The 16623-nt window shown below is 42.4% G+C and carries 20 protein-coding genes; 16 read left to right on the top strand and 4 right to left on the bottom strand.

All coding sequences use genetic code 11. The annotated features are described in order from the left end of the window. The first annotated feature begins 12 nt into the window (after nt 1-12). Nucleotides 13-858 (top strand): carboxylating nicotinate-nucleotide diphosphorylase, encoded by an 846-nt coding sequence (gene nadC / locus FTT92_RS06570; protein WP_180171699.1) that lies wholly within the window; start codon nt 13-15, stop codon nt 856-858. A gap of 72 nt (nt 859-930) precedes the next feature. Here nadC and FTT92_RS06575 read toward each other — a convergent pair whose 3' ends face one another. Next, nucleotides 931-1170 carry a hypothetical protein gene (locus tag FTT92_RS06575; RefSeq protein WP_180121127.1) on the bottom strand — a complete coding sequence of 80 codons (240 nt, stop codon included), beginning with the start codon at nt 1168-1170 and terminating at the stop codon, nt 931-933. Between the two features lie 150 nt (nt 1171-1320). After that, nucleotides 1321-2037, bottom strand: a complete 717-nt coding sequence (rph, locus tag FTT92_RS06580) for a ribonuclease PH (protein WP_078193269.1) — start codon at nt 2035-2037, stop codon at nt 1321-1323. Between the two features lie 176 nt (nt 2038-2213). On the opposite strand from rph, the gene FTT92_RS06585 reads away from it, so the two are divergent. Continuing rightward, a complete protein-coding gene (locus tag FTT92_RS06585) occupies nt 2214-2891 on the top strand; it encodes a TetR family transcriptional regulator (protein ID WP_180171700.1) in 678 nt (225 codons plus the stop codon). A 37-nt stretch (nt 2892-2928) separates the two neighbouring features. On the opposite strand, the gene FTT92_RS06590 is transcribed toward FTT92_RS06585, so the two are convergent. Next, nucleotides 2929-3546 (bottom strand): thiol:disulfide interchange protein DsbA/DsbL, encoded by a 618-nt coding sequence (locus FTT92_RS06590; protein WP_078190636.1) that lies wholly within the window; start codon nt 3544-3546, stop codon nt 2929-2931. A gap of 182 nt (nt 3547-3728) precedes the next feature. Between FTT92_RS06590 and ubiG the strand changes: the two genes are divergently transcribed. The 14 genes from ubiG to FTT92_RS06660 all read left to right on the top strand — a co-directional run bounded on the left by ubiG (nt 3729) and on the right by FTT92_RS06660 (nt 15885). Next, on the top strand, nt 3729-4439 hold the full coding sequence (gene ubiG / locus FTT92_RS06595; protein WP_078190637.1) for a bifunctional 2-polyprenyl-6-hydroxyphenol methylase/3-demethylubiquinol 3-O-methyltransferase UbiG: 711 nt from the start codon (nt 3729-3731) through the stop codon (nt 4437-4439). Beyond that, on the top strand, nt 4439-5137 hold the full coding sequence (locus FTT92_RS06600) for an HAD family hydrolase (protein ID WP_078193272.1): 699 nt from the start codon (nt 4439-4441) through the stop codon (nt 5135-5137). The genes ubiG and FTT92_RS06600 overlap by 1 nt, the downstream gene beginning before the upstream one ends. A gap of 36 nt (nt 5138-5173) precedes the next feature. Next, a complete protein-coding gene (locus FTT92_RS06605; RefSeq protein WP_078190639.1) occupies nt 5174-5923 on the top strand; it encodes a YciK family oxidoreductase in 750 nt (249 codons plus the stop codon). Between the two features lie 169 nt (nt 5924-6092). Further along, a complete protein-coding gene (locus FTT92_RS06610; RefSeq protein WP_111885093.1) occupies nt 6093-6512 on the top strand; it encodes a hypothetical protein in 420 nt (139 codons plus the stop codon). Nucleotides 6513-6744: 232 nt separating this feature from the next. After that, nucleotides 6745-6900, top strand: a complete 156-nt coding sequence (locus FTT92_RS06615; protein WP_180171701.1) for a hypothetical protein — start codon at nt 6745-6747, stop codon at nt 6898-6900. A gap of 311 nt (nt 6901-7211) precedes the next feature. Next, entirely contained in the window at nt 7212-7622 is a 411-nt protein-coding gene (locus tag FTT92_RS06620; RefSeq protein ID WP_078193274.1) for an RcnB family protein, read from the top strand. Nucleotides 7623-7864: 242 nt separating this feature from the next. Then, nucleotides 7865-8275, top strand: a complete 411-nt coding sequence (locus tag FTT92_RS06625; protein WP_180171702.1) for an RcnB family protein — start codon at nt 7865-7867, stop codon at nt 8273-8275. Nucleotides 8276-8406: 131 nt separating this feature from the next. Further along, the gene (gene argA, locus FTT92_RS06630) at nt 8407-9759 is read left to right on the top strand and encodes an amino-acid N-acetyltransferase (RefSeq protein ID WP_111886026.1); all 1353 of its coding nucleotides are present in this window, start codon (nt 8407-8409) and stop codon (nt 9757-9759) included. 338 nt (nt 9760-10097) lie between these two features. Further along, nucleotides 10098-11060 (top strand): sulfonate ABC transporter substrate-binding protein, encoded by a 963-nt coding sequence (locus FTT92_RS06635; RefSeq protein WP_180024668.1) that lies wholly within the window; start codon nt 10098-10100, stop codon nt 11058-11060. Nucleotides 11061-11086: 26 nt separating this feature from the next. Further along, the gene (locus FTT92_RS06640; RefSeq protein WP_180171703.1) at nt 11087-12076 is read left to right on the top strand and encodes an aliphatic sulfonate ABC transporter substrate-binding protein; all 990 of its coding nucleotides are present in this window, start codon (nt 11087-11089) and stop codon (nt 12074-12076) included. A 33-nt stretch (nt 12077-12109) separates the two neighbouring features. Continuing rightward, nucleotides 12110-13285 carry an FMNH2-dependent alkanesulfonate monooxygenase gene (gene ssuD, locus FTT92_RS06645; protein ID WP_180171704.1) on the top strand — a complete coding sequence of 392 codons (1176 nt, stop codon included), beginning with the start codon at nt 12110-12112 and terminating at the stop codon, nt 13283-13285. Continuing rightward, entirely contained in the window at nt 13285-14100 is an 816-nt protein-coding gene (ssuC, locus tag FTT92_RS06650; RefSeq protein WP_180101703.1) for an aliphatic sulfonate ABC transporter permease SsuC, read from the top strand. Before ssuD ends, ssuC begins: the two co-directional genes overlap by 1 nt. A 10-nt stretch (nt 14101-14110) precedes the next feature. After that, entirely contained in the window at nt 14111-14917 is an 807-nt protein-coding gene (locus tag FTT92_RS06655; RefSeq protein ID WP_180027319.1) for an ABC transporter ATP-binding protein, read from the top strand. A gap of 347 nt (nt 14918-15264) precedes the next feature. Next, nucleotides 15265-15885, top strand: coding sequence for a TetR/AcrR family transcriptional regulator (locus FTT92_RS06660; protein ID WP_078190649.1), 621 nt, complete (start codon nt 15265-15267; stop codon nt 15883-15885). Between the two features lie 69 nt (nt 15886-15954). Here the strand turns inward: FTT92_RS06660 and FTT92_RS06665 are convergent, their stop codons facing one another. Then, nucleotides 15955-16521, bottom strand: a complete 567-nt coding sequence (locus FTT92_RS06665) for a 5'-nucleosidase (protein ID WP_078190650.1) — start codon at nt 16519-16521, stop codon at nt 15955-15957. Nucleotides 16522-16623 lie beyond the last annotated feature (102 nt).

The raw sequence follows: 16623 nt of genomic DNA on the forward strand, positions 1-16623 counted from the left end.
ACGGAATTTCTTATGAGCATATCGCAATCTTTGCTTGAACAATCTATCCAAATCAATATTCAACACGCACTACAAGAAGATATTGGCGAAGGCGATATCACTGCCCTTTTAACTCCAGAAGATGAACAGGCCACTGCAACGATTATCAGCCGTGAAGATATGGTGCTAGCAGGGCAACCGTGGGTCAATGCGCTCATTCAAACTTTTGATGCAAGTGTACAAGTCACATGGTTGAAACATGACGGTGACCGTGTTGCCGCAGGCGAAGCCTTTTTAAAACTCGCAGGTTCTGCGCGTAGTTTACTCACGGTTGAGCGTCCAGCCTTAAATTTTATACAAACATTATCTGCAGTAGCGACTAAAACTGCTGCCTATGTCCAGCAGCTTGAAGGTTTGAATACTCGTTTACTCGATACCCGTAAAACCTTACCAGGCCTACGTATTGCACAAAAATATGCAGTTGCTGTCGGAGGTGGTCAAAACCATCGCTTAGGTTTATTTGATGCCTTTTTGATTAAAGAAAACCACATCATGGCTGCTGGTGGCATTAGCCAAGCTATTGCTAAAGCGCATACCATTGCACCGGGCAAACCTGTGGAAGTTGAAGTCGAAACTTGGGATGAACTCAACCAAGCGTTAGAAGCAGGTGCGGATATTGTGATGTTGGATAACTTTAGTCAGCAACAAATGATTGATGCCGTCAAACATGTGAATGGTCGCTGCAAACTTGAAGCCTCAGGCAATATCACCATTGCAAACTTACGTGAAGTGGCAACGACAGGGGTCGATTATATCTCGATGGGTGTGCTTACCAAAGATGTCACAGCGATTGATTTATCGATGCGCTTTAATGCCTAAGCTCTAGGCTTACTCTAAACATAAATAAAGGGTGCTGTCGCACCCTTTTTTCTGCTTAACCTCTAGCATGACTTAATCATCATCTTGCTGTTGTTTTGCACCTCGTTGATCTTCATGTTCAGAGTCCTTTTCATGCTCCGCATCGTCTTCATGCTGCTCGCGCTCATCTTGATCATCGTCCTGATCTTTTGAGTTTTCACTTTGTTCAGAAAAACGACCACCTTCACGCTCTTGATCCTGATTCCCCAAAAAATCACAACCACTGATCAAAAATACGCTGAATAAAGAAAAATACATCATCCAATTTTTCATTTTTAGTCCTTCAAAGCATTCTGATCCTATTAATTTGAGTCAAAGACACGCTACTTAATAGCCGATTCTTGTTGGATTTTCTATATTCAGCGCATAAAAAAACGCATCCGAAGATGCGCTCTTTATTCAGTTTAAACTGAATCAAACAACTTACCAGCCTAAAGCTTCTTGTTGTTTTTTGATCAATTCTTGAATGCCTTTTTCAGCCAATTCAAGCATTTCATTACACTGTGCACGCGTAAATGGTTTGTCTTCAGCTGTGCCTTGAAGTTCAATGAACTCACCTGCTTGTGTCATGACCACATTTAAGTCAGTTTGGCAGTTTGAATCTTCTTCATAGCAAAGATCAAGTAATGCTTCATCTTGATACATACCTACAGAAACAGCTGCAACTAAGCCTTTAAGCGGATCTTGTTTGATTTTTTTATTTTCAAGCAAGACATTCATCGCATCGACCAAAGCAACAGCTGCACCTGTGATTGATGCTGTGCGTGTACCGCCATCTGCTTGAATCACATCACAGTCGATGCTAATTGTATTTTCACCCAATTTTTTCAAATCGACCATCGCACGTAAGCTACGACCAATCAGACGTTGAATTTCTTGAGTACGACCGCTTTGTTTACCACGTGCCGCTTCACGGTCAGTACGTGTATGTGTTGAACGAGGTAACATACCATATTCAGCAGTCACCCAACCCTGACCTTTACCTTTAAGGAAACGCGGTACTGAGTTGTCGACACTTGCAGTACAAAGAACTTTTGTATGACCAAATTCGACCAATACAGAACCTTCCGCATAACGTGTGTAGTTACGGGTAATTTTTACTTCACGTAATTGATCTAATGCTCGTTGGTCGATACGCATGATGAGTCCTTAATCTGACAAAATTGATTGCGGTACATTATAACAGAAGGTACAGCCAGATTCGGGACGCATTCGTGTGCATTTACAAAATCCATTCAACCAAGTTTTGATAGGACCGTCGTACGTCATCAGGAAATTTGTTAGACTGAAGCCACGCAATATTCAGGACGAATTGCATGTCGATACGGGAAGAACGTAAGCAACAAAGTCGTAAAGCTATCCTTGATGCAGCGCTTGCATTGAGTACCACAGGCCGTTCTTTTAGCAGTCTGAGCTTACGCGAAATTTCCCGTCATGTTGGCTTGGTCCCCGCTGCATTTTATCGCCATTTTCAAGACATGGACGAACTCGGTTTGGAACTAGTCGACCAAATGGCCCTGCACCTTCGGAATGTCCTCAATCAACTGAGTCAGCAATGCTTTCAAGCACCAGATGCACGCACACGACAAAGTCTGGATTATTTATTTCATGCCGTTGAGCAATTTCCTGAGGCATGGATGTTTCTTATTGCTGAACGTTGGGGTGGTTCAGCATTGTTAAGACAAGCCATTACTCGTGAGTTTAATTTTCTCAGTACCGATTTGGCCCATGCACTGGCTCAAGTTGAAGCGACTCAACATATTCAATCCGAACAAGACCTCAAAGTATTGGGACAAATTTTGTTTGAATTGGCCTTAAGTTGGGCAATGCAGTGGATTGACTTACATCGACATATTGACCTTCCACAACGTACTGATGCGCTACAACAATTTCGCCGCCAAGCTCAGACTCAAGTTCAGCTCTTATTTCGTGGCATCTTACATTGGGATCGATCTTTGGCTCAAATCTCTGATCCACAAAATTTATCGCCATAAAAAAGCCGCATCGAGTGCGGCTTTTTTATGACATCTGTTATTTCGCTTTGCGTTCTTTATCAACAAGGAATTTCACGATTTCAACGGTACGTGCATCTTCACCTTGTACGATGTATTTACCATTGACGGTAATCGCAGGCACGCCGCTCAATTGATATTGAGCCGCTAAGTTTTTCGCTTGAGCAATTTTTGAAGACACAGCAAATGATTTAAATGTGCTGTTAAATTTCGCTTCAGGAACACCATAACGGGTGTAGAACTTAGCAAATGCGCCTTGTTCTAAGATATTTTTTTGACCCACATGAATGTCATGGAACAATTGTAAATGTGCTTTTTGACGAACACCCAGTGCTTCCGATGCATAGTAAGCACGCGCGCCTTGTTCCCAAAGTGGATTCATTGCTGCAGGTGTACGGACAAAACGTACATCTTTAGGCAATTGCTTTAACCACGTTTGCATATGCGGTTCTAATTTAAAGCAATGTGGGCAACCGTACCAAAAGAACTCACGAACTTCGATTTTACCCGGACGTTCGACTTTAATCGGTTTTGGAATAACTGTGTAATCAGTCCCCGCGACAAATTGCGCTGCCATCGCACTGCCAGAAAAAGCCAAAATAGCTGTTGTAATCGTGCCTAAAAGGAATTTTTTCATTGAACTTATCGTCCTCAAAATCATTATGATTAGTTTATGGCAACACTATAAATCAAATCTGTCGATTTCGTTTTCATTCTGTGAACTTTTTTAAGGCTTTTATCGCTTTTTTTTCAGGACGCGCTACACTAACTCCCATAAACTTTTTTCTAAAATATAAAGACTTGATTGAGGTGCAACCGATGTCGCAATTGAATGTTGATCCACAAGAAATTGCCAAATTTGAAGCTTTCGCAGCCATATGGTGGGATCAGCATTCTGAGTTCCGCCCTTTGCACATGATTAATCCCCTGCGTTTGAACTGGATTGATGAGCATTCAAATGGTATCACTGGCAAGAAAGTATTAGATGTTGGCTGTGGCGGCGGTATTTTAGCTGAAAGCATGGCACGTCGCGGTGCGCAAGTATTGGGTATCGACATGGGCGAAGCGCCATTAAATGTTGCACGCCTACATGCCGAACAAGAAAATGTGCAAAATATTGAATATCGCCAAGTGCCTGTAGAGCAATTGGCAGAAGAACAAGCAGGTCAATATGACGTCGTTACCTGTATGGAAATGCTCGAACATGTACCTGATCCAGCATCAATTATTTTAGCGTGTCAAAAACTGGTAAAACCGGGTGGTCATGTATTCTTCTCCACCATTAACCGTAATCCTAAAGCCTATTTGTTTGCGATTATTGGTGCGGAATATGTTTTACGCATGTTGGCGAAAGGCACTCATGATTATTCCAAGTTTATTAAACCTTCAGAATTAGCTCATGATATTCGTCAAGCCGAGTTAAAACTCAAAGATATGACAGGTTTACATTATAACCCGATCACCAAACGCTATTGGCTCGCACCGAATGTGGATGTGAACTACATGGTTCATACGGTGAAAGAAGCCTAATGAAAGCTGTACTCTTTGATCTTGACGGTACACTGATTGATACCGCGGCTGATTTTATTCGTATTATTCAAGACATGTGCCGTGACAAAGGCATTGCGGTGGTCAGTGCAGAAGATATTCGTGTACAAGTATCTGAAGGCGCGCGTGCGATGGTCAAACTGGTCTATCCAGAGTTAGACGTTGAAGATCCTGTCTTTCTGGCACATCGTCAACGCTTTCTAGATCTGTATGGTGCTGATATTGCAGTTGATACCGATCTATTTGAAGGCATGTATCCACTACTCGCAGAGTTAGAACAACATCAAATTCCGTGGGGCATTGTCACCAATAAGCCACGTTCACTCAGTGAAGCGTTGCTCAAAGCGTTGAATTTAACTGAACGCTGCTCGGTATTGGTTTGCCCAGACGATGTCAGTAAAACCAAGCCAGACCCAGAGCCGATGTATTTAGCAGCCAAGCACATTCATCTAGATGCTCAAGACTGTATCTATGTCGGTGATCATCCACGTGATATCGATGCCGGTCGTAATGCGCAGATGTACACAATTCTTGCGGCTTATGGCTATTTACCTTTACAACACAAAGATGACTTAACAGCTTGGCATGCAGATTGTATAGTGAAGACTGTTGCTGAATTGCATGAAGTCATTCATGATTTGGTTATCAAACCGAAAACGCTAAACACAGCGACTTTATAACGATAGAACACAACAAAATAAAACGAGGAGGTACGGATGAAATATTCAGAATATCAACCTCGCCCCGATCTGCTCAAAGATCGCATTATCCTGATTACAGGTGCGGGCGATGGTATTGGCCGTGCGGCTGCCCTCAGCTATGCCTTACATGGCGCAACCGTGGTTTTACATGGACGCACACTGAATAAACTAGAAGTGATTTACGATGAAATTGAAGGATTGGGTGCCCCCCAACCGGCGATTTTACCGCTACAACTGTCTAGTGCCTCTCCTCGTGATTATGAGCTGTTGGTCGATACCTTAGAAAAGCAATTTGGACGCCTTGACGGCATTTTGCATAATGCCGGGATTTTGGGTGAGCGGACTGAACTAGAACATTATCCTGTAGATGTATGGGATGATGTTATGGCGGTGAACCTTCGTGCGCCTTTTGTACTGACTCAAGAGCTAATGCCATTACTGCAAAAATCTGAGCATGCCTCAGTGGTCTTTGCCAGTTCGGGTGTGGGACGTGAAGCCCGTGAACGTTGGGGCGCGTACTCGGTCTCAAAAATTGCCATTGAAGCCGTGAGTACATTGTTCGCCAAAGAAAATGAACACCCCAATATTCGTTTTAACTGCATTAATCCCGGTGCGACACGTACTGCCATGCGTGCAAAGGCGTATCCAGACGAAGATCCAAAAACTTTGCCTACGCCTGAAAGCATCATGCCTGCATATTTATATTTAATGGGTGACGACAGCTTGCATTTAACCGGTGCTAGCATAGATGCCCAAGATGAATAGGGTGAAAACCCAATTTAAAAAGGAAGATCGCGCTTCCTTTTTTTATGTCTTGAATCTTTACAACGCATCATTAACCGACTGATTTTGCAGTGACCACGCGAAAGTCGACTTGAGTTTTTAGCAAATTTGCCGATACTTGGGGCATTCTTTAAAAACATTGGATTGATACATGTCTGACTTTAGCAATATTACAGTGACTCCAACTGAGGATGGCATGGTTAACCTACTGGTCGATGGTCAACCGATTTCAGCAAAATATGGCATGAAATTCGACCCGAGTATCGTGGACGATTTAAAAGGCTTAGACGTCGGTCAAAATGCAAAATTATTTGAACAATTTATTTTTTCGCATACTGACTTAAACTTTGAGCATGCCTATTTCTATGTCACTTGCATTCAAAAGCAAGAAGCAGGCTTTCAAGTGATCACTAACTTTGTTTATCGCATCATTGCGCAAGATCAAGCACCGTTTGAGCATGTGATTACCAAACAAGGTGCAGCAATGACACCTGAAGATATTAATGAATTTATTCAAGCTCATATTCAAAAATCATTAACGGATTATACCGACCTGAAATACGCATACTAATTACGTTCCAAGTGACACATTTAGAACTAAAAAGGGCCATTTGATGCCCTTTTTTTAAACTCTTAGATTAGCATTTGAAATTCAACAAGCTTTGATCAATAGACAGCTTCATTACCCAACCTGCCATTGATCGTATTTTTAAATTATTTTTATAATAATATTCGGTTTTTCAAATTAAATATAAAAGCATAGACTGCTTGCCATGACATAGACCGACGGCAAGGAGACCCAAATGGCTGATCAAACACGCAAAATTGAAACCATTCGTTCAATTGAAAACTTACAACTGACTGAAAATTTGATCTCTGCAATGGACGATGCCGAGCAAGCTGAATATGTGGCTCAAGCAATTTATTCACTCCAATGCCTAAACGAGCAGTGGTACTAAAACCCGAAGTTACTCAACATTTTCAGTCTTTCATCTCTCCCCTCATTTGCCTGTCAAGACTTGATGGGCTGTTTTGATCGTGCTTACAATAGACCTCAAATTTAATCAAAGCTGAATTGCAAGGATAAAAAGCGCGCATTATCGGACCATCTCTTTCAAGATGGAAAGATTGTTCTCAGCGCGAAATTTATCGCATAATATCCGCAATCTCTTCGTTTTATTTAAAGAAATATTCATCTTTCTTCACAGTTTCTCTGCATTTAATGCGTACAGTAGTGATATTGAAGATAAATTACTCATGAGGGTTGAACATGAAAAAGATTTTGCCAATTTTGGCTATTTCTTTCAGTGCTTTAATAGCAAGCAGCATCACGTCTGCAGCGCCTCACTTCAAGAACGATGAACGTGGCTTTGATGGCCCACGCGGCAATGCATATGGTCAAATGAAAAAAGATCGTGATTTCCGTGGTTATCAGGACGATGACGATCTTGAAGATCGACGCCGTATGCGTGAACAACGTGGAGTCAAACGTTTGCAACAACATAAATGGCAAACGGGCTATGTGATGCCACAGCATTATCGTGGTAATGGTTATAAAGTCGATTATAAAGACCATAACTTACCTAAACCATCGCGTAATCAGCAATGGTATAAAATCAATAATGACTACATATTGGTCAACTCAGATAGTAACAGTATTCTGAAAATTTTAGGTATGTAAGCCGTTTTGAATTTAATTTCGCCATATTTTTAAAGCCCAGATCAACTCTGGGCTTTTTTTATGAGGTTTTTTTAATGTTTAACCGCAAAAGCTGATGCTGCCTAACGTTCAGATCATTTACACACCTTCAAATTTCCTCCATACATTTCACAATTCAACTATATTGCCCCCACGCTTTCTCTGAACTTTCTCGCTAATTTTGAATCATCGAAAAACAGATTAGAAATGTATAGAGGTGTCCCATGAACAAAATCGTATCGAGTTTAGTTCTTTCCGTATCGGCTTTGATGGTAACAACAGCAGCCATTGCTGCGCCAGACCATCGTCAAGATGACCGCCGTTACCATCCGTCATACCAACATCAAGACAACCGTTGGGACAAAGATCACCGTCCGAGCAATTGGAATAACAACAACCGTTATGACAATAATCGCTACGACCGTAATGACTTTCGTCGTGTAAATCCAAGCCGCGATTGGCGTGTCGGTCAAAGCTTTCCTCGTTATTTCGATTCAAGCCGCTACAAAGTGAGTGATCGTGAAGCGCGCCGCTTACCGAACACCGGTCGTTATCAACAATGGTACAAAATCAATGGTGACTATGTGTTAGTCAATGATCGTACCGATCGTATCATTCGCATTAAGAATGGCTAATCATTCGACGATCTCTTAAGTCCCTTTCCCAACACCTGAACACTGTTCAGGTGTTTTTTTATATTTGCTTTCCGCTGTCATATGTTTTTGTTTAGAATCATCCATACCAAAGCGAATAAACAGGCATAGGCATGCAAACGAATATCACTGAACCATCTTCCAGCACAACCTTACAGTATGTGCATTGGTTCCGTCATTCTGCACCCTATATTAATGCGCATCGCAACAAAACCTTTGTCATCATGTTTGATGGTGAAGCGCTGCAACATGAAAATTTTCAACACATTATTCACGATATTGCCTTATTACACTCGCTTGGTATTCGTCTAATTTTGGTGCATGGTGCCCGTCCGCAAATCAATCATAATTTACAAAGCAGCGGCATCCAGACACCATTTCATCATCATCGTCGCATCACCACTCGCGAATCTTTACCTGCTGTGATGAATGCTGTTGGCTCCATTCGTCTGCAAATTGAAGCCCTCCTATCTATGGGTTTAGCCAACTCACCGATGTACGGCGCGCGTATTGATGTGGTCTCAGGTAATTTAGTCACGGCAAAACCGTATGGCATTCGTGACGGTATCGATTTTCAACTGTCTGGTGAAGTTCGTTCCGTCGATATCGATGCAATTCAACGTCATTTAGAGAGCCAAAACATTGTGGTGCTTGGGCCGACAGGTTATTCCACTACAGGTGAAGTGTTTAATTTATTGGCTGAAGAAGTTGCGACCAAAACCGCCATCAGTTTAAAAGCGGATAAGTTAATTTTCTTGGGCAAACAACACGGTTTGCACAATGAACATGGGCAGCTACAACGCGAAATTACACCTCATCAACTTGATCAGCATATTTTGCAATATCAAGATTCTAATCCCGATATTGCCCTGCATTTAAGCGTTGCTAAAGATGCCTCGTTACAAGGCGTACACCGTGTTCATCTTATTTCATATGCCTATGATGGCGCATTGATCGAAGAATTGTTCACACGTGACGGTTCTGGCACCATGATCACGGATGCGCATTATGAAGAAGTGCGTACTGCCGATATTCAAGATGTGGGTGGCTTAATCAATCTCTTACGCCCTCTCGAACAAGAAGGTATCTTGGTTTATCGCTCACGCGAACGTCTGGAAAATGAAATTGGACAATTTGCAGTGATTGAACGTGACGGTACGATTTTGGCTTGCGCTGCGTTATACCCGATTCCTGTCACAGGGAATGAGAAACGCTCTGCTGAAATCGCATGTGTGGCTGTGCATCCAGGTTATCGAAAATCGAATCGTGGCAGCCAAATTTTGCATTATTTAGAAGAAAAAGCGCGAGATTTAGGTATTGAACAATTGTTTATTTTGACCACACGGACAGCGCATTGGTTCCTTGAACAAGGTTTTGAACAAGTCAGTGTCGATGACTTACCGAATGCCCGTCAGGCCTTATATAACTACCAAAGAAACTCATTGGTTTGTAAAAAGTCACTTTAAAGTGGCTTTTTTTATGCGCTGAATAGCATTATTTTGCATAAGGTTATGCCGAATCCCTTGGCTATCCCCTCAAATCACTTTGCAAGCCATAGAATAACCATATCTACCATTTAAATAACCCAAATAAATAAAATAATTTCAATAACTTAAAATAATACTTCGACACATTATATGTTTTTCTAAAATCATAATTTCTCATAAGTTTTGCTGATATTTATTTATCTTTTTTCCTGATTTTAAATTTAAGTTTTCTTATTTTTTTCGAAAAAGAAAACTCTTTAGCTTATGTGTTCATAAATCAACAGTTCTGCAAATTTAGACCTTTATAGGAGCAACACATGCGTACGCACAAAGCAAAACTTTGGACAAAAACACTTGTACTGTCTACAGCTGTTGTGGGTGCCATGATGATGTCGGGCTGTGGCAAAAAAGAGGCTGAAGAAAATGTCACCTTAAATATCGGCTTCCAAAAATATGGCTTATTGCCAATTTTAAAAGAACGCGGAACCTTAGAAACAGCCTTAAAAAGCCAAGGTGTAAATATCAAATGGGTGGAATTTCCTGCGGGTCCACAGCTGCTTGAAGGTCTCAATGTGGGCAGTGTTTCATTTGGTGAAGTCGGTGAAGCACCACCTATCTTTGCTCAAGCTGCTCAAACCGATTTGGTTTACATTGCCAACCAACCTGCTGTTCCAAAAGCAGAAGCATTAATTGTGCAAAAAGATTCGGCTATTCACAGTATTCAGGACTTAAAAGGTAAACGTGTGGCCTTAAACAAAGGCTCAAACGTGCATTACCTGTTGCTCAAGTTGTTGGAAGCTAATCAGCTTAAATTTAGCGACATCAATGTCGTGTATTTACCGCCTGCCGATGCACGTGCTGCTTTTGAAAAAGGTGCCGTTGATGCATGGGTAATTTGGGACCCGTTCCTTTCCGCCGCTGAGCATCAACTTAATGCTCGCACCATTGCCAATGGCGAAAACTTGGTGAAGAACTACCAGTTCTATTTGGCCGATCGCAAATTTGCTCAGGAAAATCCAAAAGTCCTGCAAGCTGTGGTGAATGAGTTGAATTTGACCACGCAATGGGTCTCAAAAAATCAAGATGAAGCGGCCAAGTTACTCGAAGGCAAAACCGGCTTAGGTCTAGATGTACTTAAAACATCAATTTCTCGCTTAGGCAATCAAGTGACGCCGATTACTGCACAAGTGGCGCAGGAGCAGCAGCAAGTCGCTGATGCGTTTTATAACGAAAAATTAATTCCAAATAAATTAAATATTGAGTCGGCCATTATTAAATAAGCCGACTACAGCATAAGGGCGATGCCATGCGTATTCTAAGAACATTTTCCATACTGACTTTAGCCACTTTGGGCCTTGGACTCAGTGCCTGCCAAAAACAAGAAACAGCACAGCAGGATGGTGAAAAACCAGCTGAAACAGCCGTAAAAACCTTGGTTATCGGTTTCCAAAAATCAGCCTTAAATTTACTGGTTGCCCGTGAACAAAAGCTCTTTGAACAACAATTTCCCGGCGCTCAGATTAAATGGAAGGAATTCCCTGCTGGCCCACAAATGTTAGAAGCCCTTGCCGTCGGTGCGGTGGATTATGGCTATGTCGGCAACACCCCGCCTATTTTTGCCCAAGCTGCCAATAAAGACCTGAATTATATTGGCTATGAAGTGGTGCCTGAACAGTCGCTTGCTGTCGTGATTCCAGCGGATAGCTCAATCAAAACCATTCAAGAATTACGTGGCAAACGCGTTGCTGTACAAAAAGGCTCGAGTGCACATGAGTTATTAGCCAAAACTTTAGAAAAAGCCGGTTTGACTTGGAATGACATTCAACCGATTTGGATTCCACCAGCAGATGCACGGGCCGCATTTGATAAAAAATCAATTGATGCATGGGCCATTTGGGACCCGTTTTTATCTGCAGCGGAGTTGGATGCTCAGGCTAAAGTGCTGATTCAATCTGGTGATTTTCCAAAGACCTATTCATTTTATGTGGCAAATCCAAAAGTCGTTCAAACGCACCCTGATGCCCCAGCTAAATTTTTAAAGGCCCTAGACGCTTCCGATCAGTGGATTGTGAAGAACCAAAATGTGGCTTTAGAGGTTTATCAAAACAGCACTGGGCTGCAAAAGAATATTGCTGCGCAAGCCTTTTCTCGCCGATCCAAACCATCTCCTGTGCGCCCACTGACACCCGAGGTCATACAAGCACAGCAAAATATTGCGGACTTATTTAAACAAGTCCAACTGATTCCAAACAACATTCAAGTCCAAAAGCAAGTTTGGACACCTTCATCACATTGATACCCGAGCCATCAAAAATACAAGGAACTGAACATGAAAATTTTCTGGTTTATCCCTACCCACGGTGACAGTCGCTACTTAGGAACAAGTAAAGGTGCACGCCAAGTCGATCATGCCTACATGAAGCAAATTGCAGTAGCGGTGGATAATCTTGGCTATGAAGGCGTTCTGATTCCGACAGGTCGTTCATGTGAAGATCCATGGCTTACAGCTGCAAGCTTGATTGATGCCACTAAAAATCTAAAATTTCTAGTCGCGCTACGCCCAGGGGTGACAACGCCTGCACTGACTGCACGTATGGCTGCAACATTTGACCGTTTATCTAGCGGTCGTATCTTACTGAATTTAGTTACAGGCGGTGATGAGCAAGAACTCAAGGGTGATGGTGTCTATGAAGATCATGCGACGCGTTACCAAACTGCCGCAGAATACACCACGATTTGGCGTGAAATTTTAACCCGTTCACATACTGGTGAAAGCTATACCTTCCATGGCGAACGCCTGAGTGTGGACGACGCAAAATTACTTTATCCACCGGTACAAAAACCGTATCCACCACTATGGTTTGGCGGTTCTTCAGAGGCAGCTGTTGAACTGGCAACGGATCAAGTTGACACCTATTTAACTTGGGGTGAGCCACCTGCTGCGGTAAAAGAAAAAATTGCAGTGGTGCGTGAAAAAGCCAAAGCCAAAGGACGTGAACTGAATTATGGCATTCGTTTACATGTCATTGTGCGCGAAACCAATGAAGAGGCATGGAAAGCAGCTGAAGAGCTGATCCAATATGTCGACGATGCCACCATTGCAGCCGCGCAAGCCAAGTTCAAAACCATGGACTCTGTTGGTCAACGCCGTATGGCTGAACTGCACAACGGCGAGCGTAGCAAATTAGAAGTATCGCCAAACTTATGGGCGGGTGTTGGCCTGGTTCGTGGTGGTGCAGGTACGGCACTCGTTGGTGATCCTGAAACGGTAGCCGCACGTATCCAAGAATATGCCGATCTAGGAATTAGCACCTTTATTTTCTCTGGTTACCCACACCTTGAAGAGTCTATTCGTTTTGCAGAATTGGTGTTCCCACTACTGCCATTGGAAACACGTCAGAAATTGGTTCAACCTAACTTAACAGGCCCATTTGGTGAGATCGTCGCGAACAACTACACCCCAGATGAAAATAAAAAAGCTGAAAAGATTCAGGAGCCGGCCTAATGTCCAAAACTGTTTCTGTTGAAACCTTCAAAGCACCGAAGGTTTCACGTGGAACACAACTCGGGCAGCGTTTGCTGCCTTGGTTGTTTCCTATTGCATTAATTATCGGGTGGCAAATTGCCTCTGTTACAGGGCTGTTAGAAAGTCGCATTTTGCCTGCGCCAAGTGCGGTGGTGGTGGCCTTTTGGAATTTACTGATCAGTGGTGAACTGTGGAAGCATGTTCAAATCAGTGCGGGTCGTGCTTTGGTTGGGCTTTTAGTCGGTGGTGGATTAGGTCTTTTTTTAGGGCTGCTGAATGGTTCATCCAAAACAGCATCGACGCTACTTGATACCACGCTGCAAATGATCCGTAACATTCCTGCTCTTGCCCTGATTCCCTTGGTGATTTTATGGTTTGGGATCGATGAATCGGCCAAGCTTTTTTTAGTTGCTATTGGCGTATTCTTTCCCATTTATATCAACACCTATCATGGTATTCGCTCTGTAGATCCTCAACTGATTGAAATGGGCAAAAGCTACGGTTTGAGTGGCTGGCAACTGTATAAAGAAATCATTCTGCCGGGAGCGATGCCGTCTATTTTAGTTGGTCTGCGTTTTTCACTCGGGCTCGTTTGGGTTCTGTTGATTGTGGCAGAAACCATTTCTGCACAAGCCGGCATCGGTTATATGACCATGAACGCACGCGAATTCTTGCAAACCGACATCGTCTTGGTCGGGATTTTATTGTATGCCCTACTCGGTAAATTGGCCGATGTACTGGCTGTTGCCTTAGAAAAATATTTACTCCGTTGGCACTCGGGTTACCAAAAATAAGGAGCATGTGATGACCGATTTAAGCATAAGCCGTCATGCAGACGACTCAACCCAACCTCAGCGTTCTTCAGTCGAGGATATCAACCCCCATGCGGTGTTGGGCGCAGAGATCCTGATTGAACAACTACACAAATTTTATGGCGATGTTAAAGTCCTTGAAGACCTTGACCTACATATTCAACCCGGTGAATTCTTGGCGATTGTCGGTCGTAGTGGCTGTGGTAAAAGTACCCTGCTTCGCCTCATCGCCGACTTAGAAAAACCGAGTTATGGCGAAATTAAATTTAAGTCTGCACGTCATATTCGTGAAGGCATCACAAGTGATGATATTCGTGTGATGTTCCAAGACCCTCGCCTCCTGCCTTGGCGTAGCATTGAGAAAAATGTGCAACTCGGTTTAAGCAAAGACCAACATGCCAATGCCACAGCACTCCTCGAGAAAGTTGGTTTAAAAGATAAAGCGGGGCTTTGGCCAACACAGCTATCAGGGGGGCAACGTCAACGTACTGCACTGGCACGTGCTTTGTCACATAAACCACGCATTTTGCTGCTAGATGAACCACTGGGTGCGCTCGATGCCTTAACACGTTTAGATATGCAGAATTTGATTGAAAAACTCTGGACTGAACAAGGGTTTACCGCGATTTTGGTCACGCATGATGTAAGTGAAGCCGTGCAGTTGGCAGACCGTATAATCTTGCTCGATAAAGGCCATATTGCCAAAGAATTTAGTGTCGATTTGACCCGCCCACGAAAAAAAGGCATTGAATTTACTGAACTTGAACAACAAGTCTTACAAGCGGTCTTGGCCACTTAAGCTGTACTTGTGCAGGAAATCATCACTTAAACCGTGTGACTTCCTGTACTATTCAAGAACAATATCGCAACAAAACCATGTTTAGCATTGAGGGTAGATTTATCGCCTGTTGACAAATACATCACAAAAATTACGACAAATCATATAAATCCATGACTAAAAATAATGATTTATTTAAATTTCACCCTAAAATGATTATTTGAAATATTATGGCATTCGTCGTATTTATTTGACCGTTGAACAGAATAAACTGCCAAAATTCATAAAATTAAAAACGATGATTGTGCACAAATCTGTTGATTTGCCGTACAATTCAATATTCCCTTTTCATTTTCTTAAAAGAGCTAATGGAACAAAAAAAGAGTACCCAGAAACGCCACCAGTTGCTTAATGCAGCACTGGATGTCTTTTCCCTGTATGGCTTCAATGGCGCCAGCTTGGATGAGATCGCACAGATTGCAGAAATGCATAAATCGAATATTTTCTATTACTATGAAAATAAAGAAGCGCTTTATGTTGAAGTTCTGACAACGGTTCTACAAAAGTGGCTTGCTCCGCTACAAATGTTGGAAGCAGACCTTGAGCCCGAAGAAGCGATCACCAATTATCTATTGCAGAAAATTGAAGTATCACGTACGCAACCGAAAGCCTCACGTTTGTTCGCACTTGAAGTCATTCAGGGCGCACCACACATTCTTGAAATTTTAAAAGGCCCACTAAAAAAATTAGTGAAACGCAAAGCCAAAGTCATTAGCAACTGGCAAGAACAAGGCAAAATTTCAAAAGATATTGATCCAGAACTTTTAATTCTGAACATTTGGGCAATCACGCAAAACTATGCTGACTTTGCAACCCAAATGGAAATGGTCACTGGAAAAACCTTACGTAATCGCAGTATGCAACAACGGATTATTCAACATACCGTCCATATGATGCTTTACGGTGTAATTCCACGCCCAGAAAAGTAAATTGAATTGGGTCGAATTGGCATACGACCATAGCATTCTATGGTCGCCGACCGAAATTAGCTGAATGCCTTATTTTACTGTTTGATATAATTCCAATAATTTCTTTGCGCCGAATAATAAATTTTCTTCCCAATCCAGATGTGCTGTGTCATTCGCACCATCGGTAATATATTTTACCGACACAAAGCGAACACCCAGTTTTTTACATACTTTAGCGATTGCGTAGCCTTCCATATCGACAAGATTACACGGTACTTTCGGCAGCCCAGTTTCAAAGCTGTCGCCTGTACCACAAATTCCTTTAGGCAAATGACTAAACATGCTCTCTGGCTGAATTTCAGCAGGATGATCGGTATCCATCGGGGTCACCCCGACATCAAAACCCAAAGGCGATACATCCATATCCCGTTGTACAAATTGAGCTACTTCAACCAAAGCATGTGCATCAAAATGTGAACTTCCCGCAGTGCCCAAATTCAGCAAAGTATGACATCCGGTTTTTTGAATCACATCAAAGGCTTTAAATGCGGCATTGACTTTACCAATACCACTGTAATGCACTTCAATGCCTGCAGCTTCAAATAAGCCTTTAGATTCACTCGGCAGTGCCATAATTAAAGCGATTTGCTGACGCATAGCGGTCTCCTCAAATTAATGCCTTCATATAGCATACATTTGCACGTGCGCAGAAAAAATCATCTTCAAAAATCACATTGCTCAGAAAAATAAACTCCTCAA

It is taken from the genome of Acinetobacter sp. YH12023, assembly GCF_013420135.1.
Lineage (GTDB): Bacteria > Pseudomonadota > Gammaproteobacteria > Pseudomonadales > Moraxellaceae > Acinetobacter > Acinetobacter amyesii.